Source organism: Rhodococcus sp. Chr-9 (assembly GCF_000801125.1).
Lineage (GTDB): Bacteria > Actinomycetota > Actinomycetes > Mycobacteriales > Mycobacteriaceae > Rhodococcus > Rhodococcus pyridinivorans.
On the sequence record NZ_JTIZ01000131.1, the window covers coordinates 89,953 to 115,088 of the forward strand.

Annotated in this window: 27 protein-coding genes and 1 riboswitch; of the genes, 14 read left to right on the top strand and 13 right to left on the bottom strand. The window is 68.5% G+C overall.

Annotated features, from left to right (window positions below):
* Window position 1 precedes the first annotated feature (1 nt).
* Window positions 2-904 (bottom strand): DUF3027 domain-containing protein, encoded by a 903-nt coding sequence (locus QR64_RS23505; RefSeq protein ID WP_039587559.1) that lies wholly within the window; start codon window positions 902-904, stop codon window positions 2-4.
* 135 nt (window positions 905-1,039) lie between these two features.
* Here QR64_RS23505 and QR64_RS23510 point away from each other — a divergent pair, with 135 nt between their 5' ends.
* The 3 genes from QR64_RS23510 to QR64_RS23520 all read left to right on the top strand — a co-directional run bounded on the left by QR64_RS23510 (window position 1,040) and on the right by QR64_RS23520 (window position 4,113).
* Window positions 1,040-1,855, top strand: a complete 816-nt coding sequence (locus QR64_RS23510) for a glutaminyl-peptide cyclotransferase (protein ID WP_006551674.1) — start codon at window positions 1,040-1,042, stop codon at window positions 1,853-1,855.
* 91 nt (window positions 1,856-1,946) lie between these two features.
* On the top strand, window positions 1,947-3,623 hold the full coding sequence (locus tag QR64_RS23515; RefSeq protein WP_006551675.1) for an MFS transporter: 1,677 nt from the start codon (window positions 1,947-1,949) through the stop codon (window positions 3,621-3,623).
* A gap of 1 nt (window position 3,624) precedes the next feature.
* The gene (locus QR64_RS23520) at window positions 3,625-4,113 is read left to right on the top strand and encodes a DUF2771 domain-containing protein (protein WP_006551676.1); all 489 of its coding nucleotides are present in this window, start codon (window positions 3,625-3,627) and stop codon (window positions 4,111-4,113) included.
* Between the two features lie 68 nt (window positions 4,114-4,181).
* Here QR64_RS23520 and QR64_RS23525 read toward each other — a convergent pair whose 3' ends face one another.
* The gene (locus QR64_RS23525) at window positions 4,182-4,589 is read right to left on the bottom strand and encodes a cold-shock protein (protein ID WP_006551677.1); all 408 of its coding nucleotides are present in this window, start codon (window positions 4,587-4,589) and stop codon (window positions 4,182-4,184) included.
* A gap of 193 nt (window positions 4,590-4,782) precedes the next feature.
* Here QR64_RS23525 and QR64_RS23530 point away from each other — a divergent pair, with 193 nt between their 5' ends.
* From QR64_RS23530 to QR64_RS23540, 3 genes are all read left to right on the top strand, one after another.
* Window positions 4,783-5,025 carry a hypothetical protein gene (locus QR64_RS23530; protein WP_024103084.1) on the top strand — a complete coding sequence of 81 codons (243 nt, stop codon included), beginning with the start codon at window positions 4,783-4,785 and terminating at the stop codon, window positions 5,023-5,025.
* A complete protein-coding gene (locus QR64_RS23535; protein ID WP_006551679.1) occupies window positions 5,022-5,414 on the top strand; it encodes a YccF domain-containing protein in 393 nt (130 codons plus the stop codon). The genes QR64_RS23530 and QR64_RS23535 overlap by 4 nt, the downstream gene beginning before the upstream one ends.
* Before the next feature lie 327 nt (window positions 5,415-5,741).
* Window positions 5,742-5,876: riboswitch (cyclic di-AMP (ydaO/yuaA leader) on the top strand.
* Window positions 5,877-5,886: 10 nt separating this feature from the next.
* Window positions 5,887-6,468, top strand: coding sequence for a transglycosylase family protein (locus QR64_RS23540; RefSeq protein WP_006551680.1), 582 nt, complete (start codon window positions 5,887-5,889; stop codon window positions 6,466-6,468).
* A gap of 159 nt (window positions 6,469-6,627) precedes the next feature.
* Here the strand turns inward: QR64_RS23540 and QR64_RS23545 are convergent, their stop codons facing one another.
* Entirely contained in the window at window positions 6,628-6,816 is a 189-nt protein-coding gene (locus tag QR64_RS23545) for a hypothetical protein (RefSeq protein WP_006551681.1), read from the bottom strand.
* 59 nt (window positions 6,817-6,875) lie between these two features.
* Between QR64_RS23545 and QR64_RS23550 the strand changes: the two genes are divergently transcribed.
* A complete protein-coding gene (locus tag QR64_RS23550; RefSeq protein WP_006551682.1) occupies window positions 6,876-9,155 on the top strand; it encodes a helicase-associated domain-containing protein in 2,280 nt (759 codons plus the stop codon).
* A gap of 70 nt (window positions 9,156-9,225) precedes the next feature.
* Here QR64_RS23550 and QR64_RS23555 read toward each other — a convergent pair whose 3' ends face one another.
* Genes QR64_RS23555 through QR64_RS23570 form a run of 4 tightly spaced genes read right to left on the bottom strand, consistent with a single transcriptional unit; the run spans window position 9,226 to window position 13,235 of the window.
* Window positions 9,226-10,581, bottom strand: a complete 1,356-nt coding sequence (locus QR64_RS23555; protein WP_006551683.1) for an LLM class flavin-dependent oxidoreductase — start codon at window positions 10,579-10,581, stop codon at window positions 9,226-9,228.
* A 28-nt stretch (window positions 10,582-10,609) separates the two neighbouring features.
* Complete coding sequence (locus tag QR64_RS23560; RefSeq protein ID WP_039587705.1) at window positions 10,610-11,335, bottom strand: ABC transporter ATP-binding protein; 726 nt, start codon at window positions 11,333-11,335, stop codon at window positions 10,610-10,612.
* Complete coding sequence (locus QR64_RS23565; RefSeq protein ID WP_039587562.1) at window positions 11,311-12,174, bottom strand: ABC transporter permease; 864 nt, start codon at window positions 12,172-12,174, stop codon at window positions 11,311-11,313. The genes QR64_RS23560 and QR64_RS23565 overlap by 25 nt, the downstream gene beginning before the upstream one ends.
* Entirely contained in the window at window positions 12,171-13,235 is a 1,065-nt protein-coding gene (locus tag QR64_RS23570) for an ABC transporter substrate-binding protein (protein WP_019289940.1), read from the bottom strand. The genes QR64_RS23565 and QR64_RS23570 overlap by 4 nt, the downstream gene beginning before the upstream one ends.
* Before the next feature lie 188 nt (window positions 13,236-13,423).
* Here QR64_RS23570 and QR64_RS27090 point away from each other — a divergent pair, with 188 nt between their 5' ends.
* The 4 genes from QR64_RS27090 to QR64_RS23575 all read left to right on the top strand — a co-directional run bounded on the left by QR64_RS27090 (window position 13,424) and on the right by QR64_RS23575 (window position 16,017).
* A complete protein-coding gene (locus QR64_RS27090; protein ID WP_152641002.1) occupies window positions 13,424-13,861 on the top strand; it encodes a hypothetical protein in 438 nt (145 codons plus the stop codon).
* Window positions 13,862-13,876: 15 nt separating this feature from the next.
* A complete protein-coding gene (locus QR64_RS27215; RefSeq protein ID WP_019289942.1) occupies window positions 13,877-14,044 on the top strand; it encodes a hypothetical protein in 168 nt (55 codons plus the stop codon).
* A 23-nt stretch (window positions 14,045-14,067) separates the two neighbouring features.
* Window positions 14,068-14,226 (top strand): hypothetical protein, encoded by a 159-nt coding sequence (locus tag QR64_RS27220; RefSeq protein ID WP_019289943.1) that lies wholly within the window; start codon window positions 14,068-14,070, stop codon window positions 14,224-14,226.
* A 132-nt stretch (window positions 14,227-14,358) separates the two neighbouring features.
* On the top strand, window positions 14,359-16,017 hold the full coding sequence (locus tag QR64_RS23575; protein ID WP_039587564.1) for a DNA repair helicase XPB: 1,659 nt from the start codon (window positions 14,359-14,361) through the stop codon (window positions 16,015-16,017).
* A 40-nt stretch (window positions 16,018-16,057) separates the two neighbouring features.
* Here QR64_RS23575 and QR64_RS23580 read toward each other — a convergent pair whose 3' ends face one another.
* The 3 genes from QR64_RS23580 to QR64_RS23590 are packed head-to-tail and all read right to left on the bottom strand — an operon-like array spanning window position 16,058 to window position 19,792.
* Complete coding sequence (locus QR64_RS23580; RefSeq protein ID WP_006551688.1) at window positions 16,058-16,720, bottom strand: response regulator; 663 nt, start codon at window positions 16,718-16,720, stop codon at window positions 16,058-16,060.
* Window positions 16,702-18,372: a sensor histidine kinase gene (locus QR64_RS23585; protein ID WP_039587566.1), complete on the bottom strand. Its 1,671-nt coding sequence runs from the start codon at window positions 18,370-18,372 to the stop codon at window positions 16,702-16,704. Before QR64_RS23585 ends, QR64_RS23580 begins: the two co-directional genes overlap by 19 nt.
* A gap of 49 nt (window positions 18,373-18,421) precedes the next feature.
* Window positions 18,422-19,792, bottom strand: a complete 1,371-nt coding sequence (locus QR64_RS23590) for a CitMHS family transporter (RefSeq protein ID WP_024103076.1) — start codon at window positions 19,790-19,792, stop codon at window positions 18,422-18,424.
* Window positions 19,793-20,064: 272 nt separating this feature from the next.
* On the opposite strand from QR64_RS23590, the gene QR64_RS23595 reads away from it, so the two are divergent.
* Together QR64_RS23595 and QR64_RS23600 are read left to right on the top strand one after the other, a co-directional pair.
* Window positions 20,065-20,733 carry a DUF3239 domain-containing protein gene (locus QR64_RS23595; RefSeq protein WP_006551690.1) on the top strand — a complete coding sequence of 223 codons (669 nt, stop codon included), beginning with the start codon at window positions 20,065-20,067 and terminating at the stop codon, window positions 20,731-20,733.
* Between the two features lie 17 nt (window positions 20,734-20,750).
* A complete protein-coding gene (locus QR64_RS23600) occupies window positions 20,751-21,314 on the top strand; it encodes a GNAT family N-acetyltransferase (protein ID WP_039587568.1) in 564 nt (187 codons plus the stop codon).
* 81 nt (window positions 21,315-21,395) lie between these two features.
* Here the strand turns inward: QR64_RS23600 and QR64_RS23605 are convergent, their stop codons facing one another.
* Window positions 21,396-22,382 carry an LLM class F420-dependent oxidoreductase gene (locus QR64_RS23605; RefSeq protein ID WP_039587570.1) on the bottom strand — a complete coding sequence of 329 codons (987 nt, stop codon included), beginning with the start codon at window positions 22,380-22,382 and terminating at the stop codon, window positions 21,396-21,398.
* Between the two features lie 166 nt (window positions 22,383-22,548).
* On the opposite strand from QR64_RS23605, the gene QR64_RS23610 reads away from it, so the two are divergent.
* On the top strand, window positions 22,549-23,598 hold the full coding sequence (locus QR64_RS23610; protein WP_039587572.1) for a patatin-like phospholipase family protein: 1,050 nt from the start codon (window positions 22,549-22,551) through the stop codon (window positions 23,596-23,598).
* 3 nt (window positions 23,599-23,601) lie between these two features.
* Here QR64_RS23610 and QR64_RS23615 read toward each other — a convergent pair whose 3' ends face one another.
* The gene (locus QR64_RS23615) at window positions 23,602-24,882 is read right to left on the bottom strand and encodes an MFS transporter (RefSeq protein WP_039587574.1); all 1,281 of its coding nucleotides are present in this window, start codon (window positions 24,880-24,882) and stop codon (window positions 23,602-23,604) included.
* A 76-nt stretch (window positions 24,883-24,958) separates the two neighbouring features.
* On the bottom strand, window positions 24,959-25,132 hold the full coding sequence (locus QR64_RS27225) for a hypothetical protein (protein ID WP_162836426.1): 174 nt from the start codon (window positions 25,130-25,132) through the stop codon (window positions 24,959-24,961).
* Window positions 25,133-25,136: the final 4 nt, after the last annotated feature.

Consider the following 25,136-nt stretch of genomic DNA (forward strand, 5'->3'; position numbering starts at 1 on the left):
GTCAGTCGGTCTGTTCCGACTCGGACGGGGACGGCTCGGACGCGGACGACTCGGGGGCGAGCTCGTCCGTGGAATCGGTCGGCGTGGACTCGGTGCTCACGACCTCGGTACTCACGACCTCGGTGCTCACGACCTCCGTGGTCGCGGACTCCGCAGGCGCCGAGCCGGCCGGTCCGACCTCGACGACCTCCACTGCCGAATCGTCGAACGCCTCGTAGATCGGCGAACCGGCGCCGGTGGGCAGGGTCGTGTCGGAATGCGCGCCGCATCCGTACTCGGCGTGCACGACGTGACCGTCGGCGGCGAACTCGTTGCCGCAGACGCCGAAGGCCGCACGCAGCGATCCTGCGAGCGGAAGATAGAAACCACACAGGCGGCACGAGGACGGAGCGGCCTTCGCCATCTCCGAGTCGGGACCGTATTCGCTGTCGAACCAGCGCTGCGCTGCCTCGAGGCGACCTTCCAGACTCATGACCTGCTTGCGGCCCAGCCCGATCTCGAGGGCGGTCTCATCGACCTCGGGGTCGCCGGACAGCATGTAGCCGGGAACCAGGCGCACGTCGTCGGGAGCGGGAGCCAGCAGGTCGCCGGGACCCAGATCGCCGGGACGGATCCGCTCGCTCCACGGCACCCACGCGGGGGCGACGAGCGCGTCGGGACCGGGCAGGAGCACGAGTTCGCTCACAGTCACCCGATCCGAATCCGGGGCGGCGGCCACGACGACGGCCCACTGCCAACCGCGGTAACCCGGCAGCTCCGAGGCGAAACGATGGGTGGCCGAGCACTCGTCCTCGCGCGTCACGCCCAGATAGGCGCCGACTCCACCGTCTCCGAGTTCGTCGAGTGCGGCCCGAGCGAGGTCGACGGCGTCGGCGAGCACGGAACGCACCGCCGGATCGACCACGGGGTTCGTTCCTCGGGAAGTGGAAGCAGAGGCAACACTCACGACCCCCATTCTGCCTGACCTGTCTGCTCCGGCGCCTGCGGGTCGCGGAAGGTCGTACAGGCACCGCTCACACGCGAGGTGCAGGATGGGCGCGTGCCCCGTCTTCTCCTCTCGGCCGCGGTCGCGACGGTCGTCTGCGTCACCACCGCCGGATGCGGCGACGATCTCGTCGCCGAACCCGGTCCACCCGCCACCGAACTCGGTGTGGAAGTCGTCGCCACGCACCCCCACGATCCGGAGGCGTTCACCCAGGGCCTCGAGATCGACGAGGGCGAACTGCTCGAAGGCACCGGCCGGGCCGGGCGCTCGTGGGTGTCGGCCCGAGAGGTCGACCTCGACGGCGGGACCGTCACCCTCGCCGAGACCGAGCGCACCCGCGAACCCGTCCTCGACGACCTCTTCGGTGAGGGCATCACCGTGGTCGGCGACGAGGTGTGGCAGCTGACCTGGAAGGACGGCACGGCCGTCCTCCGCGATCGCGACACCCTGCTCGAGAAGCGCCGGGTCGACTACGACGGCGAGGGCTGGGGGCTGTGCGCGCAACCCGGCCGTCTGGTGATGAGCGACGGCTCGGCCGAGCTGATCTTCCGCGACCCCGTCACCTTCGACGAACTCGGGCGCGTCACCGTGCACCGGGACGGACGTGCCGTGTCGAAGCTCAACGAACTCGAGTGCGCCGAGGACGGCAGGGTCTGGGCGAACGTGTGGCAGACGGACGAGATCGTGCTGATCGATCCGGCCTCGGGCCGTGTGGAGGCCCGGGTCGACGCGGCTCCGCTGCGTGATCGGCTGCCCGCGGGAGCCGATGTGGACGTCCTCAACGGCATCGCACGGATCCCCGGGACCGATCGGTTCCTGGTGACGGGCAAGTACTGGCCGACGCTGTTCGAAGTGCGTTTCGTGGAGTGATCCGGGTGGCATACCGATCGCGGCACGCGTCACTCGGGCCACGTGCCGCCCTTGTGTTACAGCCGCTATCGCGTGGGGAAGAATCGAAGACGTGACCGAACCGGACGAGCGACCCGCCCCCGAGGGAGCGGACGGCCGTGTCCCGGGTTCGCAGCATCCGGGGTACAGCAACTATCCGCCTCCGCGCCGCGTCTCGGGCCGTCGCACTCCCCTGCCGCCCCTGCATCCCGTCGACCATCCGCGCCGACCGCCGGGTGCGTCGGCGGCCGGTCGGGCGGAGTCCTCGTCCGAGACCGACTCACCGCGCGCTCCGCGCATGCCGCGGAAACTGACGGTGACGCGGGTCGCGGCCCTGCGCAGCCGCGAACTCACCTCGAAGGGCATCGCGACCTTCCGCCGAGCGGCCACGGCCGACGGCGCCGACAAGTCGGGCCTGACGGCGCTCACCTACGCGACGATGGCGAACTTCGCCTCCGACGCGGCCATCGCCGTCGCGCTCGCGAACACCCTGTTCTTCTCGGCGGCCACCGGTGAGGACAGGACGAAGGTCGCGCTGTATCTGCTCATCACGATCGCGCCGTTCGCGATCATCGCCCCGCTCATCGGGCCGCTGCTCGACAGGTTGCAGCACGGTCGTCGCGTCGCGCTGGCGACGTCCTTCGCGCTGCGCACGGTGCTCGCGGTAGTGCTGGTGTTCAACTTCGACAGCTGGCTGTTGTATCCGGCGGCGCTCGGCATGATGGTGCTGAGCAAATCGTTCGCGGTGCTCAAATCCGCGGTGACACCCAGAGTCCTGCCACCGGAGATCGATCTGGTGCGGGTGAACTCCCGGTTGACGGTCTTCGGCCTGGTCGGCGGCACGATCGGTGCCGGCGCGATCGCGGCGGCCGCGGCATGGGCATTCGGTTCGTCGGGCGCACTGTGGCTGTGCGCCGGGATTACCGCATTCGGCGCCTATCTGAGCATGCGTATCCCCGCCTGGGTCGAGGTCACCGAGGGTGAGGTGCCGGCGACGCTGTCGTACCACCGCTCCGACGCGCGCACCGAGGTGCTGAACGCCGACACCGTGACCGAGGTGATCGTCACCAAGTCCGGGAAACGGAAGCAGCCGCTGGGACGGGCGGTGGTGACCGGACTGTGGGGCAACGGCACGATCCGCATCCTCACCGGCTTCCTGACCTTGTTCATGGCGTTCGTCGCGAAGAACACCACCGGACAGGATCCGCTCATGCAGGCCGCGATGCTCGGTGGTGTCGGTGCCGCCGCCGCGGTCGGCAACTTCGCGGGCAACGCGACCGGAGCGCGACTCGCGCTCGGACGGCCCGCTCTCATCGTCGTGCGGTGCACTGCCGCGGTCGTCGTCGTGTCCGCCGTCGTCGCTGCGACCGGCAACGTCCTGGCCGCCGCGCTGGCGGCGCTCGTGGCGGCGTGCGCCAGCGCGCTGGCCAAGGTCTCGCTCGACGCATCGCTCCAGCAGGACCTTCCCGAGGAGTCCATCGCGTCCGGATTCGGCAGGTCCGAGACGGTTCTCCAGCTCAGCTGGGTGTTCGGCGGAGCGATGGGTGTGCTGTTGCCGACCGAACTGTGGCTCGGGTTCGCTGTGGTCTCCGTCGTGCTGGTTCTCGGATTCGCGCAGACGGTGCTGACATACCGTGGGGGGACATTGCTGCCGGGATTCGGCGGCCGTCGACCCGAACGCGTCTCCACCGAGACGGCTGCCGGGCGGAGGCGCGCCGGTGGATCCCCCACCGAAGATTGGAACAGTTGAGTTGCAGGCCCGGACGAAGAAGACTCTCGCGCTGCTGCTGGTGGCCCTGGTGGTCGTGGTAGCGGGAGTCGCCGCCACGGTGTGGAAACTGGTCGATTCGGCCGAGCCCACGCTCCCCACCATCACCGCGTACGCACGGGGAAAGACCGTGACGGTCGATCCCGCGCAGCACTGCAATCTCTATCTCGAGGACTGCGTGGAGAACCCGATCGGTCAGCTCGACGTGCCGGCCGGCTACCCGCTGCAGCTGTCGCTTCCGAACGAGATCGCCGATGCTCCGTGGCGCATCCTCACCGTCTACGGCGACACGCAGACCGGGCAGACCTACATCGACGGCGCGATGTTCGAGGCCGGTGCACGCCGCACCCTCACCGTGGAGAGCTCCCCGGAGCTGCAGTTGCTCGGAGTGGAGATCCAGCTGCCGTCGGCCGTCGTCGACGAGGCCGGTGAACCGATCGCGCACGCCGTGTGGGCCGTCAAGACGTTCTGAGTCCCGACCCCGCATACGACGACGGGCCGTCCTCGCACACGGCGAGGACGGCCCGTCGTGGTTCGTCCCTAGTGATCGAGCTCGCGCGCGATCGCCCGCATGACCTCGGAGATGCGCTGCCCGGTCTTGCGGTCGGGGTAACGCCCGCGCCGCAGATCGGGCTGGACCGCTGCTTCGAGCAGCTTGATCATGTCCTCGACCATGCCGTGCAGTTCGTCCGGCGCGCGGCGCTTCTGCTGGGCGGGAGCCTCGCGGCGACCCTGCCGCAACGTGGGCTGCTCGAGGAGCTCGACCTTCAGCGCCTGCGGACCCCGGCGGCCCACCGCCATACCGAACTCGACGCGCTGACCGGGCTTGAGCGCTTCCACTCCCTCCGGCAGTGCCGAGGCGCGGACGTAGACGTCCTCACCCTCGTCCTGGGACAGGAAGCCGAAGCCCTTCTCGACGTCGTACCACTTCACCTTGCCGGTCGGCACCGCGCTCACCTGCTCCTCGAAAGCTGTGCCCCACAGTGGGGCAACCCGTTTACCATGCAAAACAACGCGCCCCGCTCGGTCGAGCGGGACGCGTAGACACCTGTCAGTGTACCCGCAGAGGTGGGTCCGCCCCCGAATCGTCTTCCCGCTCCCGGACGTCACCGTCCGTCCTTGCGGCGACTACCGTGGTCACGTGGGTACTTCATCTTCGGATTCGTCTGCCGCCCCGCGTAACGGCCTCCTGAAGGCCGCGATCGCCTGCTTCGTCGTCGGTGTGGTGGCGGTCGTCGCCATCTTCCTCATTCCGGCGGTCACCGACGGCACGCCCGGACTCGCGCTGTATCTGTTGACCCTCGCATGGCCGTTGGGTTTCGCCCTCGCCATCGCCTTCGCGCTGCGCTCGGGCCGGCGCGCTCGGAACGGAGACCGGACATGAGGATCCTGCTCAACATCATCTGGTTGATCTTCGGCGGGCTGTGGCTCGCGCTCGGCTACTTCGCGGCAGGTCTGATCTGCTGCATCCTCATCATCACCATCCCGTTCGGCATCGCGTCGTTCCGGATCGGTATCTACGCGCTCTGGCCGTTCGGCAAGACGACGGTCGACAAGCCGACGGCCGGCACCATGTCGCTGATCGGCAACGTCATCTGGATCCTGGTGGCCGGTATCTGGCTGGCCCTCGGCCACATCGCAACCGCGCTCGCCATGGCCGTCACGATCATCGGCATCCCGCTCGCCGTCGCCAACCTGAAGATGATCCCGATCTCCCTGATGCCCCTGGGGAAGGAGATCGTTCATGTGGATGCCCGTCCGAGTTACATGTGATCTTTCTCACATAACGAGCCGATAACGAGCAGGACTCGAAACGAAATTTCGGGTACCCGGACCCCACTACCTGGGACTTCATTCCCCGGTCCGCGCCACACACGTCTGTCGCCACACGAATCGGCGCGTTATCAATTGGTGACACTTCGCCCTCGGAACCGTTACCGTCATGTCCGGTCGAACCGCCTGGCTCGACCGGTCCGGAACCGCCGCGCCAAATTCCTGTCCCGTGGTTCCGGAAGTCCCGACGAACGATCCACAGGGGACAGGAAACGGGGGACCCACCGGTCTCCCAGGAACCGATCGGCCCACAGCCGGACGGTGTCCAGGAGGCCCGGGCCGACGCAAGTGCGACGGTCCTCGGGGTGAAGCCGAAGGCGCTCCCAACGGAGCGACACGGCCGGGCGACCTCTTCAGCCCGAACCCGACAGCTGACCTCGTAGGTGCGTACGGAGAGGAACACGGAACCGACATGAGCGGACGCCATCGCAAGCCCACCAATACCGGTCGTACCGTCGCGAAGTTCGCGCTGACGGGCGCAGTCCTCGGCGTCACGGGTGTCGCGTTCAGCGGCACGGCCGCTGCCGCCCCCGACTCCGACTGGGACCGCCTCGCACAGTGCGAGTCCGGCGGCAACTGGGGAATCAACACCGGCAACGGCTACCACGGTGGCCTGCAGTTCTCGCCGAGCACCTGGAACGCCTACGGCGGCCAGGAATACGCCGCCTCGGCCAGCCAGGCCAGCCGCGAGCAGCAGATCGCCGTCGCCGAGCGTGTCCTCGCCGGCCAGGGCTGGGGCGCATGGCCCTCCTGCTCGTCGAGCCTCGGCCTGTCGAGCGCGCCCACGCAGCGCTCCGTCGACGCAGCGCCCGCCGAGACCCCTGCGCCGGCCATCCAGAACGCTGTCCCGCAGCTTCCGGAGACCCCCGCTGTCCCCGCCGAGGTCCAGGGCATCCTGGCCGGCTTCGAGCAGGGCGTCACCGCACTCCAGGACGCCGGTGTCGAGCTCGACCCGAACATCCTGGACGCCGTTCGCGCGGTGCTCCCGCAGTAACACCCCGAACATCCCGGAAGGGCCTCGCACCGTTCACGGTGCGAGGCCCTTCCGCATATGCGGACGACCTTCGTTCATCCCTCACACACGACGACGCCCGGCCCCCACGAAGGGACCGGGCGCCGTACGGAAGAGTCTGTTCGGTGATCCGCGATCGGATCAGCGGTTGATCACCGTCTTCGGATGCGTGTAGGGCAGGTCCTCGACCGGCAACGGGAACACGGTGTCCTCACCGTACGGGGAGAGCGGACCGGAACGCGTGGACGACAGTTCGGTGACAGCGTGCTCACCGTCGGCCAGCTCGGGCCATCCGTGGTCGACGTAATGCTTTTTCGAAGAGGTAGCCATGCGCTCATTTTGGCAGGTGAGTTCGGGGCCTGCTACCGCAGGTCTCTAATCTGGAGGGGATGTCCCCGACCACGCCCGCTCCCGACACCGCCTCGGACTCCCTCGCCCGCTGGCTGGCAGGTCGACGCGACACGGATCTGGCCGCCACGCTGCGCGCCCGTCCGGATCTCGTAGTGCCGCCACCGGCGAGCATGAACGTGCTCGCGAGCCGGGCTCAGCAACGCGCCTCGGTGTTCCGTGCGGCCGACGAACTCGACACCGCCGCCTTCGGGATCATCGAGGTGCTGGCCCGTCTCGGAGCGGTGGACACCCCCGTCTCCCGCGCCGCCGTGCTCGACGAGGTCTCCGGCCGCATCAGCGCGAGGAATCTCGACCGGATCCTGTCCACCCTGCGCTCGCTGCTGCTCGTGTGGGGGTCCACCGACGAACTGCGTCTCGTCGCCGCCGCCGTGGACGCCGTTCCGTGGCGCGTCGGACGCACCGGCGACGTCACCGGACCGTCCCGGCAGGAGCTCGACGACCTCCTCGCGGCTCTTCCGCCCGAGCAGCGCAGCATCCTCGACACCCTGTCGCGTACGTCCCCGATCGGTCGGACCCGCGACGCCGCACCGGACACCCCCGCCGACCGGCCCGTGCAGAAACTGCTCGCCGCCGGACTGCTCTTCCGCATCGACGACGAGACCGTCGAACTCCCCCACCGGGTGGGCCAGGCACTGCGCGACGACGCTCCCTTCGATCCGGCGGCGCTCGCTCCCCCGCGCGCACCGAAACCCACCCGATCGACCGCCGACGTCAATGCGACCGCCGGCGGCGCCGCCCTCGAACTGCTGCGGCACTGCGAAGACGTTCTCGACACCCTCGGTGCGCAAGCCGCCCCCGTCCTCAAGGCCGGTGGGCTCGGTGTCCGCGAACTGCATCGCATCGGGAAGGCGGTCGGACTCGACGACGACGAGACGGCGCTCGTCGTCGAGGTCCTCGCGGGTGCCGGTCTGATCGCGCGGGGCCTCCCCGATCCGCCGACACCGGGGGACGACGATCACTGGGCACCGACCACCGCCACCGACGCGTGGCTCGCGTCCTCCCCCGCCTACCGCTGGGCCGTGCTCGCCGGTGCCTGGCTCGATCTGCCGCGCCGGCCCTGGCTGATCGGCCGGCGCGACCAGAACGACAAGCCGGTCGCCGCGCTGTCCGACGAGGTGAAGTCCCCTACTGCCGCCCGCGACCGACGGTTGCTGCTCGACGCCCTCTCCGACGTGCCGGCGGCGGGCACGGACGTCGCCGACCTGCGTACCGCTGCGGCGTGGCGTCGTCCTCGCTGGGCGAGTCGCTTCGACACGACGAGCGTCGTGGAGACCGTGCGCGAGGCGACGACACTCGGTCTCGTCGCGCACGGCATGCTCGCGTCGCCGGGCAAGGCGCTGCTGCACGGCGGCGACGCCGAGGCCGAGATGGCAGCGGTGCTCCCCGAACCCGTCGACTACGTGCTCGTCCAGGCCGACCTCACGGTCGTCGCCCCCGGACCGCTCGTCCCCGAACTCGGCGAGCGGATCGCGCTCGTCGCCGACGTCGAATCGGCCGGTGCCGCGACCGTCTACCGGATCGGCGAGAGCAGTATCCGGCGCGCGCTCGACGCCGGGCTCGGCGCGAGCGACCTGCACGGCCTGTTCGCGACGCATTCGCGCACCCCGGTGCCGCAGTCGCTCACCTACCTGATCGACGACGTCGCGCGTCGCCACGGACGCCTGCGGGCCGGTGTGGCGACGTCCTTCGTCCGCGCCGACGATCCGGCTCTGCTCACCGAGGTACTGTCCGCCCCGGTCGCCGCCACGCTCGCCCTGCGCGCGGTCGCCCCGACCGTCGCGATCTCGCAGGCGCCTCTTGCCGAGGTGCTCACCGAGCTGCGCGCCGCTGGTTTCGCTCCCGCCGGGGAGGACGCATCGGGAGCGATCGTGGATCTACGGCCCCGGGGTGCCCGCGTCGCGATGCCGCGTGCCCGGGCCCGCTATGCCGGGCCCACCGCGCCGAGCGACGAGCAGCTCGACACCCTCGTGCGCACGCTGCGCGCCGGCGACCGTGCGGAGTCCGCGACACCGACGGCCTCGGCACGTGGTGACGGCAGCCGGTCCGGCGGTGCGGCGACGCTCGCGCTGCTGCAACTGGCCGTGCACGGCAAGCGCAGCGTCACCCTCGGCTACGTCGACGCTCAGGGTGTGGCGACGCGCCGCATCGTCGACCCGGTGTCGGTGGGCGGCGGGCAGGTGCAGGCCTTCGACCCGGCGACCGGCTCGGTGCGCAGCTTCGTCCTGCACCGCGTCACGTCGGTGGCGCTGGTCGACTGACGACGGACCCGGGTGCGGTTGATCGAGCATCGCCTGGAACCGCCCACCACCGGCCCGTGGGCGGAGAGGCTCAGCGCTGCGTCGCGAACCCCACGAACGCCCCGCCGACGGTGAACTGGTTCTCCGGCCGTGGGAGCCCGTAGTGCCCACGCAGGGTGGATTCGGTGTACTCGGTGCGGAACAGACCGCGCTCCTGCAGGATCGGCACCACACCGTCGACGAACTTCTCGAGCCCCGACGGCAGCACGGCGGGCATGATGTTGAAGCCGTCGGCCGCGGCGCTGTGGAACCAGTGCTCGATCGTGTCGGCCACCTGCTCGGCCGTGCCCGCGAAGGTTCGATGGCCGCGACCGCCGCCGAGTCGTTCGATGAGCTGCCGCACCGTGAGGTTCTCCCGTCGCGCGAGCTGCACGATGAGCGTGTACCGGCTCTTGGCTCCCTCGATCTCGTCCTCGGACGGCAGGTTCTCCGGCAGCGGCTCGTCGAGCGGAAGCTGCTCCGGCCGCAACCCGAACCGGTCGGCGAGCTGGTGGCGCGCGTACTCGGGCGAGATCAGCCGGGCCAGTTCGGCGTCGAGTTCGCGTGCCTCATTCTCCGTATCGCCGATGACGGGCACGATGCCCGGGAGGATCAGCACCTGCCGCGGGTCGCGGCCGACCTTGCCGACCCGATCCTTCACGTCGTCGTAGAACGCCTTGCCCTCCTCGAAGGTGGGCTGAGCAGTGAAGATCGCCTCGGCGTACAGCGCGGCGAAGTCCTTGCCGTTCTCCGACGAGCCCGCCTGCACGAGCAGCGGATAGCCCTGCGGCGACCGCGGCACGTTGAGCGGCCCGGCCACCGAGAAGAACTCTCCCTCGTGTTCGAAGGTGTGGACCTTCGCGGAGTCGGCGTGGATCGCCGCCTCCTTGTCGGCGACGATCGCGTCGTCCTCCCAGCTGTCCCACAGCTTGGTCGACACCTCGACGAACTCGGCGGCCCGCGCGTAGCGGCTCTTGTGCGCCGGCACGCCGTCGAGACCGAAATTGCGAGCGGCGTCGTCACCGGCGGTAGTGACGATGTTCCAGCCGGCCCGTCCCCCGCTGACGAAATCCAGCGATGCGAATCGACGCGCGAGGTTGTAGGGCTCGTTGTAGGTCGTCGACGCGGTCCCGATGAGACCGATCCGCTCGGTGGCCGTCGCGATCGCGGTGAGGATGATCGTGGGTTCGAGCTTGCCGCTCGGACGCCGTTCGGGATTCGCGAACAGCACGGGGCTGTCGGCGAGGAACACCGAATCGAACCTGCCACGCTCGGCGGTGCGGGCGAGCGAGATGTAGTGCTGAATGTCGAGATTCGCGTTCGGGTCGCTCTCCGGCAGACGCCAGGCCGCTTCGTGATGGCCGACGGGCATGAGGAAGGCGTTGAGGTGCAATCGACGATCGGTCATGTCTTCTCCTGTCGTGAAAGGTCTTTCGTCACAGTTGCGTGATGACACCGAGGGCGGTGTGGAGGTCTTCACGGATGTCCCGGAAACCGGGATCCGTGATGGAACGGGGCTTGTCGAGATCCACGTGGCAGTCGACGGCGAGGCGCCCTTCGTCCAGCACGACGATCCGGTCGGCGAGCACTATCGCCTCGTCGACGTCGTGAGTCACGAGCAGCACGGTGGGACGGTGCGCGCGGACGAGGTCGTCGAGCAGTCCGTGCATCCTGATGCGGGTCAGGGCGTCGAGCGCGCCGAACGGCTCGTCGGCGAGCAGCAACTGCGGCTCCCGCACCAGGGCCCGGGCCAGCGCGACACGCTGTTGCTCCCCGCCCGAGAGTTCGAGCGGCCAGGCGTCCTCGCGCCCGGCCAGGCCGACCTCGGCCAGCATCTCGGATCCCCGGCTCCTGCCCTGCCTGTCGAGCCCGAGCGTGACGTTGTCGAGCACGCGCAGCCAGGGCAGCAGGCGGGAGTCCTGGAAGGCGACGGAGACCTTCTCCGGTACCGCGAGGGCGCCGCCCCGGATCTCCACGTCGTAGTCGAGGCCGGCGAGCGCACGCAGCAGGGTGGACTTCCCGGATCCGCTCCTGCCGAGCAGGGCGACGAACTGTCCGTCGGGGATCTCGAGGTCGAGCCCGTCGAGCACGTTCCGGTCGCCGAAGCCGCGGATCAGGCCGCGGATGCGTACGGCGCTCATCCGCCCAGCGTCTTCCGCCAGACGAGCGCCCGACGCTCGACCAACCGGAGACCGGCGTCGGATGCCAGACCGAAGATGCCGTAGACGAGCAATCCGACGAGGATGACGTCCGGCTGACCGTAGTTCTGGGCGTTGAACATCATCTTGCCCAGGCCGCTCACGGCGTTGATGCTCTCGACCACGATCAGGGTGAGCCACGCACCGGTCACCGCCAGGCGCAGACCGAGGAAGAATCCGGGCAGCGCTCCTCGCAGCACCACCTTCCACACGAACTGTGCGCGAGTGAGAGCGAGGACCTCGGCGAGTTCGACGTAGCGCTGTTCGAGGGCCGTGAGAGCGTTGTGCGTCTGGATGTAGATGGTCACGACCGTCCCGAGTGCGATCACCGTGATCTTGAAGGTCTCGCCGATGCCGAGCCACAGGATCAGCAGCGGGATGAGACCCAGCGTCGGGATCGCACGCTTGAACTGCACAGGGCCGTCGATCAGTGCTTCACCGGTGCGCGTCAGGCCGGATGCGAGCGCGAGCGCGGTGCCGATGACACATCCGATCACGAAGCCCAGCACGGCACGGCTCAACGATGCCAGGATGTGTTGTTGCAGAGTTCCTTCCGCGACGAGTTCGACCGCGCTGGTCACCACGGTCCAGGGAGCGGAGAGCTTGCGGTCGTCGATCCATCCGGCACCCGACCCGATCGCCCACACGACGAGCAGCAGAACCACGCCGGTCATGCGCGAGAACGGGACGGCCTTGCGGAGACCGAGCCGCCGGAGCGGCCTGATCCCCTCCGTCGGTGGCTGATCGGTGGGGTCCGGTGGGCGGGCGCCGACCTCCACCGGCCGTGTCAGTGTGCCGGTCACGAATCCGACCCCTTCCGGTACTCCTGCGGAACCGACTCCGCGGCAATCGTTTCGAATCTGCGATCGAAGATCTGCTCGACGTCGAACTCGTCGAACCATCCGGCCTCATCGAGCAGTTCCGAGGTCTCCTGCGTCCATTCGATCGCGGAGTCCCAGTCGGTGGGATATGCCGGTTTCTGGCCGACGGTTTCGACGATCCGCCTGCCGTCCTCGTACGACACCCCCTCGCTCTCGACGTAGTACTTCCGAATCCACTCGTCCCGGTTCTCCCACGCCCAGACGTCACCCTGTGCCCACAAAGGGATGAATTCCTTGATCGCCGCGACCTTCGCGGGATCCTCGAGCACGGACACCGGAGCCCACAGAACACTCAACGCGTCGACCTCGGGCGTGAACACCCCTCGCGCACCCTCGGTTTCGTACTGGTTCAGGTACTTCGTGAGGGTAGGTTCCGCCAGCGGTGCGACGTCGACCTGCTTCGCCTGGAGCGCCGTGAGGAACTGCGTGCTCGGTAGTTCGACGAATTCCACCTCGTCGAGACCGATTCCGGCCGACTTCAGCGTCCGGAGCACGACGACACCCTGGGCCTGCCCCGGCGACAACGCGATCTTCCTGCCGCGCAGGTCGTCCAACGAATCGATGTCTGTACCGGGTGCCGTCGCGAGCGAGTACTGCGGCGAATCCTTCTCGCGTACGGCGACGATCCTGGCGTCGAGCCCGGTGGCACGGGCCTGGATGGGAGGAATCGCCGCATTGACCGCGAGGTCGACGGCGTCGCCGCGGAACGCCTGGATGACGTCGGGACCGGCCGAGACGTCGGGCCAGTCCGACACCGTGAACGGCAACTCGTCGATACGACCGGTCGCTTCGAGCTGGATACGGGTGGGCTTGACGGCAATGCTCAACGACGTCCCCGGTGGAATCTCCTCGGGGATTTCGGCGTCGGCGGACAATCCCCCGGTCGAACCGCCGGCGCACCCGGTGAGCACGACGCTCAGTGCGGCCGCGACGACGATCGGAGCGCGCAATCTTCGAGAGCGCACGAGTGAGGACACGATCATGAGAACTCCTTGCGAAAGTGAGGGGCGCGACATCGCGCGAATACGCCGACGTGCGCCACCGGAAGACGAGCGGGAACCCGAGCGCGGGCCCGACCGCGAGGACAGCAGTCCCGGAAACCGCAGTCCCGAAATCAGCGGTCACGGTACGGAGAACAGCGACAGTGCGGACAGCCACGGAACCGCGATCGGTGGACGACACGACACCCACGGTGTTCGCGACGCGAGGCACTGCGGCCTGCGATCACGGTCCGGCCCATCGCTCTCCCCCGTCCGCCCGGGCTGTGGACGTCCTCTGTCTGCACAGCATCGCCGGTGACGGTATCGGCCGCGCGGAACTTCCCGACAGGGATCAGCGCACGGTGAAATCAACTCCGGACACCGGAGTACGGAACATTTCAGCGCCGTGTTCGGATGGCGCACAGAATAATTCGAGCGACTGGCTTTTTCCGGGAAATGACGTATGGTGTGGTCTTGTCGAGTGGTTGTTCATCGAAGATGGAGTGACAATGGCCGACAAGGGCAAGAATTCGAAGAAGCCAGCGAAGTCCCTGAAGGAACGTCGTCAGGAGAAGCGGCAGAAGGCCGCCGAAGCCGGCGAGTTCATTCGTAAGCGGAAGCGGAGCTGAATCCGGTTGCAGGCCATGGATCTCGAAATCGCAGCGCTCGAAGCGCTGTACGACAAGATAAGTGGATTGTCCGGTCGGGAAACGGGCACCGACGCACAGCGGCACGGATATCGCGCCGCCTTGGCGCGTGCACGGGTGTTCGTTCTCGACGAGCGTGCCGGCGCGATGAAACAGCCGGCCTGAGAAAAGAGAAAATCGGTACTGGAATGAAGCGGACGCTGCATGCCCTGGACAAGATCCAGGAACGACTCGAATCGGAGCTGGATTCGAGACCTCCCACCTCCGAGAAAGACGCCGGCTACCGGTCCGGTATCTCCGAGGCGCTGGTGTGCGTGATGGAGGTGCGGCAGTCGCTCGCACGGTGAGTACGCCGTGAAACCGGTCGGCCGTGCGTTCCCGCCACGGGGGAACGCACGGCCGTACACCGTCGTGGTGGCGCGGTACGGCCCGAACCTGGAGAATGGGAAAGTTCTACTTTCCATCCACAGGAGGCACTCGTGGCCGACGGACCGCTCATCGTCCAGTCCGACAAGACCGTGCTCCTCGAGGTCGATCACGACCGGGCGAACGAGGCGCGGCAGGCGATCGCACCGTTCGCCGAGCTCGAACGCGCCCCCGAGCACATCCACACCTACCGGGTGACGCCGCTGGCATTGTGGAACGCCCGTGCCGCCGGTCACGACGCCGAGCAGGTCGTCGACGCGCTGGTCTCGCATTCCCGGTTCGCCGTCCCGCAGGCCCTGCTCGTCGACATCGTCGACACCATGGGCCGCTACGGGCGCCTCCAGCTGGTCAAGAACCCCGCCCACGGCCTGACCCTGGTCAGCCTCGACCGGGCGGTGCTCGCCGAGGTCCTGAGAAACAAGAAGATCGCCCCGATGCTCGGTGCGCGCATCGACGACGACACCGTGATCGTGCATCCGAGCGAGCGCGGACGCGTCAAGCAGATGCTGCTGAAGATCGGCTGGCCGGCCGAGGACCTCGCGGGGTACGTCGACGGCGAGGCCCATTCGATCTCGCTGGACTTCGAGACGAACCCCTGGCACCTGCGCGACTACCAGGAACTGGCCGCCGACTCGTTCTGGTCGGGCGGCTCGGGTGTCGTGGTGCTGCCGTGCGGTGCCGGTAAGACGATGGTCGGCGCGGCCGCGATGGCGAAGGCCGGCGCGACGACGCTCATCCTCGTGACGAACACGGTCGCCGGGCGCCAGTGGAAGCGCGAGCTGATCGCCCGCACCTCCCTCACCGAGGACGAGATCGGCGAGTACTCGGGCGAGAAGAAGGAGATCCGCCCGGTCACCATCGCCACCTACCAGGTGATCACCCGCAAGTCGAAGGGTGAATACCGCAATCTCGAGTTGTTCGACTCCCGCGACTGGGGGCTGATGATCTACGACGAGGTGCACCTGCTGCCGGCGCCGGTCTTCCGTATGACCGCAGACCTGCAGTCCCGCCGCCGCCTCGGTCTCACCGCGACCCTCGTGCGCGAGGACGGACGCGAAGGCGACGTCTTCTCGCTCATCGGCCCGAAGCGGTTCGACGCGCCGTGGAAAGACATCGAAGCCCAGGGCTGGATCGCCCCCGCCGACTGCGTGGAGGTCCGCGTGACCCTCACCGACGCCGAGCGCATGGCGTACGCGGTCGCCGAGCCCGAGGAACGGTACAAGCTGTGCTCGACCGCGCGCACCAAGATCCCGGTCGTGAAGTCGATCCTCGAGCAGCACCAGGACGCCCCGACACTGATCATCGGTGCCTACATCGATCAGCTCGACGAGCTCGGTGAAGCGCTCGACGCCCCGGTCATCAAGGGTTCGACGAAGACGAAGGAACGCGAGGCGCTGTTCGACCGGTTCCGGTCGGGCGAGCTGAAGGTGCTCGTCGTGTCGAAGGTCGCGAACTTCTCCATCGACCTGCCGGAGGCCTCGGTCGCGATCCAGGTGTCGGGCACCTTCGGCTCGCGTCAGGAGGAGGCCCAGCGTCTCGGGCGGCTGCTGCGTCCGAAGCACGACGGCGGGCAGGCCCACTTCTACTCCGTGGTCTCGCGCGACACCCTCGACGCCGAATACGCCGCGCATCGCCAGCGGTTCCTCGCCGAGCAGGGTTACGCGTACCGGATCACCGACGCCGACGACCTGCTCGGACCGCAGATCGGCTGACGCGGAGCGTCCCTGCGCGACGCGTCACAGGGACTTCGTGTCACTGCGGCCGGTATTCCTGTTCGGGGCGGCCGGTGGTGCCGTAGCGCAACTGCATCCGCAGGCGTTTCTTCGCGACGAGCGCCGCGAGATAGCGCTGTGCGGTCGCGCGCGACACCCCGATCGTCACGGCCACCTCCCCAGCCGACATCGGTTCCGGTGATTCCCGGAGCGCCTGCATCACGAGCTCTTCGGTCATCGAACGCGAGGGTGCCGGGCGGGCGGCCGGCAACACCGGCCGCAGTGCGGCCAGCGCCGTGTCGATCTCGGTCTGGGTGAGCTCCTCCCCCGCGACGACCCTGCGGTACTGCGCGTAGGCCGCCAGCCGCCGGGCCAGTTCGGTGCTTGCGAACGGCTTGACCAGATACACCAGCGCACCGGCGGTGAGTGCCGCGCGCACCGTCGTGCCCTCGCCGGCGGCACCGAGCACGAAACTGTCGCATTCGAGGCTCCGGATCAGGTCGATCCCGGAGCCGTCCGGTAGGTACACGTCCACGAGGGCGAGATCGACGGGACCGGCCCGAACGGCGTCCCGGGCCGCCGCGATGCTCCCGGCGACCGCGCAGACCTCGAATCCCGCCACACCCGAGACCACGGAGGCGTGGAGTTCGGCGACCCGGAAGTCGTCGTCGACGACGAGGACCTTCAGATCCGTTCCGCCCATCCCGTGTCCCTTTCGTCGAGCATCCCGGGCAGCGTCGCCAGGAAGACCGCACCCCCGGTCGGATTCTCCGGCGTGCGCTGCCCGCCACGGTCCGCCAGCACGACGTCGCCGCCGTGCAGCCGCGCGATGCGCCGTGCCAGCGCCAGCCCCATTCCCCGGCCACCGGGCACCGTCGGATCGCTGCGGGTCGTTGCGCCCTCGGCGAAGACGTCGGGCAGCGCGGGATCGACGCCGTCGCCGGTGTCCGCGACACTCACGTGCAGGTCGGCACCGTCCTCCATCAGTTCCACCTCGACCTCGGCCGGAGCGCGCCCGCTCGTGCGTGCCGCCTCGATCGCATTGTCGAGCAGGTTGCCGAGCACCGTCGTGACGTCGACGGGTGCCCGCACGGTGGCGTGCGCCCACGTGTTCTCGCCGAGCACGAGCGTGACTCCCTGCTCGCGCGCATGCGCGGCCTTCGCGACGAGGAAGGCGTGCAGGTACGGGTCGGTGATCGCGTCGATGTCCTCGAGCTGTTCACCGAGCGGACCCGAACCGAGGATCTGTTCGATGTACTCGAGCGCCTGCTCCGCATGCCCCCGGCGGAGCAGTCCGTCGAGCAGGTGGAGCCGGTTCGCGAACTCGTGCCGTTGGGCCCGCAGTGCCGTACTCATCGCCTTGACCGCGTCGAGTTCGCGCGTGAGCGCCTCGATGTCGGTCCGGTCCCGCACCGACATCACCGTGCCGAGATCCCGGCCGTCGCGCACCACACGCCGCGAAACGGCGACGACGACCCGGTCGCCGGTGGTCGCCGCGACCGGGATGCCCTCCGCGGAGCGCAGCACGTCGAGCAACCGCGGGGTCATTCCGAGGGTGTCGACACTGCGACCGATTCCGTCGTCGAGATCGAGCAGGCGACGCGCCTCGGCGTTGACGACGGTGACGATACCGCGGGCGTCGGTGCCGACGACCCCGTCGGAGATCCCGTGCAGCACGACCTCCTGTTCGCGGACCAGCTCGGTGAGCTGCTCGGGTTCGAGTCCCAGAGTGAGCCGCTTCCAGCGGTTGGCGAGCAGCAACGATCCGACAGCACCGCACACGAGTGCTGCGAGCGCGATCAGGACGGCATCGGCGAGGTCGCTGCGCAGGTCGGCGCGCACCCGGTCGGTGGCGATGCCGACGCTCACCTCCCCGACCACCCTGCCCGAGACGGGATCGCTCACCGGCACCTTGGCCCGGACCGAATCGCCGAGCGTGCCCGACTCGCTGGTCACGACCTCCCGTCCGGCGAGTGCCTCGGTGGGGTCGGTGCTCACCCTCCGGCCGAGCTGCTCCGGATCGGGATGCGCGAGCCGGAGTCCCTGGTCGTCGGTGACCACGACGAACAACGCTCCGGTGGCGGTGCGGACGGCCTCGGCGGCCTCCTGCACCGCACCGGATGCGAGTTCCGGGTTGTCCGGAGAAACCACCCCGTCGTCGGCGGCCGAATAGCGTGCGACCTCGTCCCGCACGGTCGGGTCCGCGGACACCGACCGTGCGATCGCGAGCGCCCGCTGACCGTGCTCGTCGGTGACTCGGTCCTCGGTGGTGGTGGCGAACACCGTGAATCCGATGCCGAGTGCCACCGCCACCACCGCGGACTGGAGCAGAAGTACCTGGGTGCGAAGTTTCACGGCGTCGCTCCCGTTCGTCCCATCCGTCCAGTGTGGCCCGGGGCCGATCTCATCCGAACGGAATCTGCCCGAGTACCACCCCGACGACGAGCATCACGACCGACACCACTCCGGCGCGCCACAGCACCTTGCGGTGATGGTCGGCCAGTGGCACCCCGGCGAGGGTCACCAGCAGCAGAATCGCCGGGACCAGCGGGCTCTGCATGTGGACGGGCTGTCCGGTGATCGATGCGCGCGCCATCTCGACCGGTTCGATGCCGTACTGCGCTGCCGTCTCCGCCAGCACCGGGAGCACCCCGAAGTAGAAGGCGTCGTTGGTCATGAAGAAGGTCATCGGGATGCTGAGCAGGCCGGTGATGACGGCGAGGAACGGGCCGAGTGCGTCGGGGACGACGCCGGTGAGCCACAACGCCATCGATTCGACCATGCCGGTGCCTTGGAACACGCCGGTCAGGACGGCGGCGGCGAACACCATCGCGACGACCGACACGATGCTCGACGAATGGCGTGCGATCGCGGCGGACTGATCGACGACGCGAGGGAAATTCACGGCCAGCGCGATACCGGCGGCGATCATGAACAGCACGGGGATCGGCAGGATGTCGAGGCCGAGGACGACGAGCAGCGCCACCGTGAGGATCGCGTTGAAGGGCAGCAGACGCGGACGCAGGGTCGGACGGTCGGGGTCGAGTCCGGCAGCCAACCGACCGACCTCCCCGTCGGTCGTATCGGTGCCCTTTCCGACCGTCGTACCCACTCCGGACGGACCAGCGCCGAGCGGCATCAGGTCGGGCTTCCACGTGAGCTTTCCGAGACGGCGACGTTCGACGAAGCCCAGGTGAGCAGCGAAGCCCAGCACGACCACGAGTCCGACGACGAGCGACGGGATCATCGGGACGAACACGTCGGACGGGGACAACCCGAGCGCGCTGGCTGCACGGACCGTCGGCCCGCCCCACGGGATGATGTTCATCGTGGCGTTCGCCAGGCCCGCGACGACGGTGAGGACGACCGGGCTGACCTTCAGTTTCAGGTAGAGCGGCAACAGTGCGGAGGTGGTGATGATGAACGTCGTGGACCCGTCCCCGTCGAGGGAGACGACCATCGCCAGCACAGCGGTTCCGATCACCAGTCGTGCCGGGTCGTCGCGCACGAGCCGCAGGATGAGCCGCACGAGGGGGTCGAACAGGCCGACGTCGATCATGATGCCGAAGAAGATGATCGCGAAGAACAGCAGCGCCGCTGTGGGGGCGAGACTTTCGACGCCGTCGACGATCATGTCGCCGATGTCGGTGCCGGCTCCGGCGATCAGGCCGAACGCGACCGGGATCAGGATCAGGCCGACGACCGGGGTGGCCCGTTTCGACATGATCAGGTACATGAACGTGGCGACCATCAGGAAGCCGAGGACGACGAGCATGGCGGTGCCCACTTTCTGACGTGATCGGGGCCGGTCCGGGCACACGTCGACCACGGGTCGCGGGCGCGACCGGAGGTCTGGTGTGGGGGTCCGGCTCGAAGCCGTGAGGGTTGTGTGATCTCTGCTACAGCAGAGTGTGTGGCCACGTCCCTCACCGAGTCACCGTTGCGCGCGAAAGCGCCGTTGTGCGCATTCTGCTCGAGCCCGTCGTGGTCGGGCTCGCCGCCGGAGGCCGACAGTGGTCGGCCCAAGGGCTCCAATAAGCTGGCGGCGTGCGCCGCTTCGACTTCCCTGTGGACCTGCCCCATGCCAAGGCCGTGAACCAGACCCTCGCGGATGTCCGTCGTCTGCGGTGGTCGGCGATATTCGTCGGCCTGGTGTGCGTCGCGGGTGCGGCGGGTCTGTTCCTGCTCGGCGAAGCCTGGGCGTACATCGTCGCCGCCGTGCTGGCGGTCGCGGCCGCGACGTCGGTGTGGGTGGCGCTGTGGGCGCCGCGCAAGGTGGGGACCATCGAACAGCTCTACCGCGACAGCCCTCTCGTCCCGGCCGTCGTCGCCGCCGAGCGTGCCCGCGGGCTGACGCTGCTCGCGCTCGTCGACATCGCCAAGCCCGAGACGTCCGGCCGGCACTTCGCCCTGGTCACCCGCAACGTGGAGGCGGTGCCGGGTCACCGGATCGCGATCGGTGAGCGCGTGCCGTGTGCCGCGGTCCTTTCCGACCGCACGACCCGCAACGACTCGGGGGTGTGGCAGATGGTCGGCCCCATGCCGATCGCCTGGGGTACCCGTGATCAGAAGGTCATCGCCGACGCGGTCGCGCAGATCCCCGAAGTGGAGTGGCGCGTGCTGAAGGACAAGCTGAAGATGGTGGACCAGGTCGACGCCAACGACGAGCGTCGCCTCGAACTGGCGAGCAAGGAACTGCCGCCCGAGCTGCGGTGACACAGGACTGCGGTGACATGGAAGTACGCACGCTGACCGACGGTGCGGTGGTGCTCTCGCCACCGGGTCCGGCCGACGTCGACGCCATCACCGAGGCGTGCCGGGATCCTCTGATCGCCCGGTGGACCACCGTGCCCTCCCCCTACACCCGGGCCGACGCACTGCACTTCGTCGAGGACGTCGTTCCGGCCAAGTGGGCGAACGGTTTCCCCGATTGGGCCGTACGAAGCTCCGCGGATGGGATGTTCTGCGGCATGGTCGGATTCGTCCCGCGTGAGAGTGCCGATCCGGAGATCGGCTACTGGATCGCACCGACGGCCCGAGGCCGGGGTACGGCGACGGCCGCGGTGCGACTGGCATGTGGCTTCGCCTTCGCGCAGGACGGCATGAACGTCCCGCGGGTCGCCTGGCGCGCATTCGTCGGGAACGACGCCTCGGCGCTCGTCGCGCGACGGGTCGGGTTCCGGTACGAGGGCATTGCCCGCAACGGCCTGCTCCAGCGGGGCGTGCTGCGGGACGTGTGGGTCGCCGGACTGTCGGCCGACGACCCACCCGGACCCGTGGACGGCTGGCCCCTGTAGTTCTCAGCGCTGTAGTCCTCGGGCGCTGTAGTCCTCGGGCGCTGTAGTTCTCAGCGCTGTGGCCCTCGGGGGCCGTGGGGATCACGCGAGGTGCGGGAGCACTTCCTTCTCGAGCAGTTCCAGCCCCGAGGTGTCGTAGGCGGCCTCGGGAAGGTAGAAGATCGCGTACTCGAGCCCCTGCTTCTTCAGTGCGGTGAGGTTCTCGACGATCTGCTCGGGAGTGCCGACGGCGGGCATCCCCCGGAAGGCGTCGAGCGCCCCGTCGGCCTTCTCCGCTCCGACGATCGGTTCGAGACGGGCCCGCAGTGCCTCGAGCCGGTCCTGCACCTCGGCTTCGGTGCGGCCGATCGCCACGTTGTAGTTGGCCGATCGCACGATGGCGCCGAAGTCGGTGCCGACCTCGGCGCAGTGCTCGCGCAGGATCTCGGACTTGCGCGCGAATCCTTCGGGTGTGCCGTCGAAGTTGGTGTACTGCGCGTACTTCGCGGCGATCTTCAGGGTCACCTTCTCGCCGCCACCGGCGATCCACAGCGGAATGCCGCCCTCCTGCAGCGGAAGCGGACGGACGATGGCTCCGTCGACGGTGTAGTGCCTGCCCGAGAGTGTCGCGGAACCCGTGGTCCAGGCCTGGCGGAAGATCTGCACGCCCTCGTCGAGCCGGCGGAGTCGCTCACCCGCCGACGGGAAACCGTAACCGTATGCACGCCATTCGTGCTCGTACCATCCGCCACCGATCCCCATCTCGATGCGCCCACCGGAGATGATGTCGGCGGTGGCGGCGACCTTCGCGAGATAGGCGGGGTTGCGGTAGGCCATGGCGGTGCACATCTGGCCGATGCGCACCCGCTCGGTGACGGCAGCGAAGGCCGACACGAGGCTCCATGCCTCGTGGGTGGCCTCATCGGTGGGCGCAGGGACGGTGTGGAAGTGGTCGTACACCCAGATCGATTCCCACGGCCCGGCGTCGGCACGGACGGCGAGATCGCGCATCACCCGCCAATGGTCGGAGGGATCGATGTCGACGAGGTCCAGGCGCCAACCTTGAGGAACGAACAGTCCGAAACGCATGCGACTCCTTCGCTGGTAGGTACGGGCACGATGTCGTCCATCCACCCCACGGGTTCCAGTGTGCGGTGCGACCGCCGAACATTCCTCCCGAAGTCCGGCACCGTGTGCGACACGACGACTGCGTTCCCGTCGGATATCGACGAGGGTGCTGCGTACCATCGGACCCATGGCCGGACGGACACGCGTGGCGCTCGCCCTCGGCAGTGGCGGCGCCCGCGGGTACGCCCACATCGGCGCCATCCGGGCGATCGAGGAACGCGGTCTCGAAATCGTCGGAGTCTCAGGCGCTTCGATGGGTGCGCTGGTCGGTGGTGTCTATGCGGCAGGCGCGATGGACCCGTACACCGAATGGGCCACCGGCCTGTCCCAGATGGATGTCGTGCGCCTGCTCGACCTGTCCGTCTCGGCTCCCGGCGCGATCCGCGCGGAGCGGATCCTGTCCAAGATGCGGGAGATCCTCGGCGACGCGGTGATCGAAGAACTTCCGATTCCCTTCACCGCGGTCGCCACCGATCTCGCCGCAGGTCGCGCTGTCTGGTTCCAGCGAGGTCCCGTCCACTCGGCGATCCGGGCGTCCATCGCGATACCCGGCGTCATCACGCCGGTGATACTCAACGGCCGTGTCCTCACCGACGGCGGCACCCTGTCGCCTCTGCCGATCGCACCGACGGTCGGCATGCCCGCCGACCTCACGATCGGGGTCAGTCTCGGTGGGGAGGAACACGGCGCGGCGCACTCACCCGAGAACGCAAGCTCGGAAGCACGTCCCATCGAGGAATGGAAGGCACGTTTCCGGCGCAGCGCCAACCAGATGCTCGACACCGACATCGTGCGGTCGGTGGTCAACCGGTTCTCGACCGGTGCGGCGAGCGACGAGCCACCGGAGGTGGCTGCCGAGGACGCCGGAGATGTCGACACCGACGATGCGCTCGTCCCGAAGTTCGGACGCGTCGCGGTGATGAACCGGTCGCTCGACATCATGCAGTCGGCGCTGTCCCGGTTCCAGTTGGCGGCCTATCCGCCCGACATCCTCGTCGAGGTGCCACGAACCGCGTGTCGAAGCCTCGACTTCCACAAGGCTGCGGACATGATCGCGCTGGGTCGCTCACTGACCGAAGACACCCTCGACCGTGCCGGTATCGCGGCCTCCGCCCCCACCGGTTCGGGGCCCGAGATCTCTGCCGACTCGTCATCGGACGTGCCCGGCTCGCCCTGACTGCTACCGAGCAGCGTCCATCGGCCGGTGTGTTTCGTACATCCGGAGAGCGACGATCAGCGCGGAGGTTGCGCTGACGGCCGCAGCGACTCCGACCGCGGCGTGCAGACCCATCAGGTCGGCGACGATCCCGCCGAGGACTGCCCCGACCGCGTAGCCCAGATCGCGCCAGACGCGGTAGACGCCGACGGCCCGGCCTCGCCAGACCGGATGGGCGACGTCGCCGATCACGGCCAGCAGGGTGGGATAGACCATGGCGGTGCCCGCACCCAGCAGTACGGTGCCGGTCGCCCAGCCCGCGAATGCGTCGCTCAGCGCGATGACCGCCAGGGCGACCGCCTGCGTGGCCATTCCCGCGGTGATCAGGTGCTTCCGGCCGATCCGGTCCGAAAGGGCTCCGGTGACCAATTGTCCCGCGCCCCACACTCCTGGATAAAGGGCGAACAGCAGGCCGATCTGTGCAACGGTGAGGTCCGCGGTGGCGAACAACAGGGGGAACAACCCCCACGAGAGACCGAAATTGAGGTTGTTGACCAATCCCGCCTGACTCGCCGAGGACAGAGCGGGTTCCCGAAGACTGGTCTGGACCACGATCTCACGGTCGGTCAGGTCGGCGTGAAGGTGATCGTGGATTCCGTCGGCGCGGGCCACATGTTGCCCGGCGTCGAGCAACGCGTGATCCCGGGTCTCCTTCACGAAGAAACCCGACAACACCAACGCCAGGGCGGTGTACGCGAGCCCCAGCAGGAAGGGTGCGGGGCGCAGACCGAAATGCTCGGCCAGATAACCGGCGAACAGCGATGTCACCGCGACAGCGCCGTAACCTGCAGCTTCGTTGAGTCCCATGGCCAGACCGCGCCGGGCCGGACCGACCAGATCGATCTTCATCACCACGGTCGTCGACCAGGTGAGCCCCTGGTTGATACCCAACAGTACGTTCGCGGCTACCACCCACCACCAGTCGGTGGCGAGAATCAGCATGAGAGGTACCGGCAGGGCGAACAACCATCCCACCAGCAGCACCGGTTTGCGCCCGTAGCGGTCGGAGAAGGTCCCGGCGAAGTAGTTTGCGGCAGCCTTGGTGATCCCGAAGGCTGCCACGTAGGTGAAGATGAATGTGTAACCGCTCAGCCCGAATTCGTTCTCGGCAAGCAGCGGAAGAACGGTCTGTTGCTGACCGACCATGCCTCCCACCAGGGCGTTGACCGCCACCAGCAGGGTGAACTGGGCGGCGTTGGCCCGCAGACCCAGCACCGGAGGCCGGGGCGTGGCCCTGGGGCTCACGTCCCGGCCTCCGGGTCGGGGCCGACGGCTACGGCCGGTTCCGGTTCGTACGCCGTCTCCATGGTTGCGACCGAGGTCAGCGACGGAAGAGCGACCGCACGCTTCGACGCTCGGCGCGGGCCGGGACGGTGTCCTGACCGCAGGTGCAGCGATCGGCGGCGGGCACCGAACGCATGACGGCGTCGACATGCTGTCCGCATCCGCCCCATCCGGTCTTTGCGCAGTTCGGGCAGGCGACGGGGTAACACATGAGA

Coding starts and splice junctions, on each gene's coding strand:
- QR64_RS23535 (WP_006551679.1), top strand. CDS start 5,022: ATGAGGATCCTGCTCAACATCATCTGGTTGATCTTCGGCGGGCTGTGG.
- QR64_RS23540 (WP_006551680.1), top strand. CDS start 5,887: ATGAGCGGACGCCATCGCAAGCCCACCAATACCGGTCGTACCGTCGCG.
- QR64_RS23545 (WP_006551681.1), bottom strand. CDS start 6,816: ATGGCTACCTCTTCGAAAAAGCATTACGTCGACCACGGATGGCCCGAG.
- QR64_RS23550 (WP_006551682.1), top strand. CDS start 6,876: ATGTCCCCGACCACGCCCGCTCCCGACACCGCCTCGGACTCCCTCGCC.
- QR64_RS23555 (WP_006551683.1), bottom strand. CDS start 10,581: ATGACCGATCGTCGATTGCACCTCAACGCCTTCCTCATGCCCGTCGGC.
- QR64_RS23570 (WP_019289940.1), bottom strand. CDS start 13,235: ATGATCGTGTCCTCACTCGTGCGCTCTCGAAGATTGCGCGCTCCGATC.
- QR64_RS27215 (WP_019289942.1), top strand. CDS start 13,877: ATGGATCTCGAAATCGCAGCGCTCGAAGCGCTGTACGACAAGATAAGT.
- QR64_RS27220 (WP_019289943.1), top strand. CDS start 14,068: ATGAAGCGGACGCTGCATGCCCTGGACAAGATCCAGGAACGACTCGAA.
- QR64_RS23580 (WP_006551688.1), bottom strand. CDS start 16,720: ATGGGCGGAACGGATCTGAAGGTCCTCGTCGTCGACGACGACTTCCGG.
- QR64_RS23590 (WP_024103076.1), bottom strand. CDS start 19,792: ATGCTCGTCGTCCTCGGCTTCCTGATGGTCGCCACGTTCATGTACCTG.
- QR64_RS23600 (WP_039587568.1), top strand. CDS start 20,751: ATGGAAGTACGCACGCTGACCGACGGTGCGGTGGTGCTCTCGCCACCG.
- QR64_RS23605 (WP_039587570.1), bottom strand. CDS start 22,382: ATGCGTTTCGGACTGTTCGTTCCTCAAGGTTGGCGCCTGGACCTCGTC.
- QR64_RS23610 (WP_039587572.1), top strand. CDS start 22,549: ATGGCCGGACGGACACGCGTGGCGCTCGCCCTCGGCAGTGGCGGCGCC.
- QR64_RS27225 (WP_162836426.1), bottom strand. CDS start 25,132: ATGTGTTACCCCGTCGCCTGCCCGAACTGCGCAAAGACCGGATGGGGC.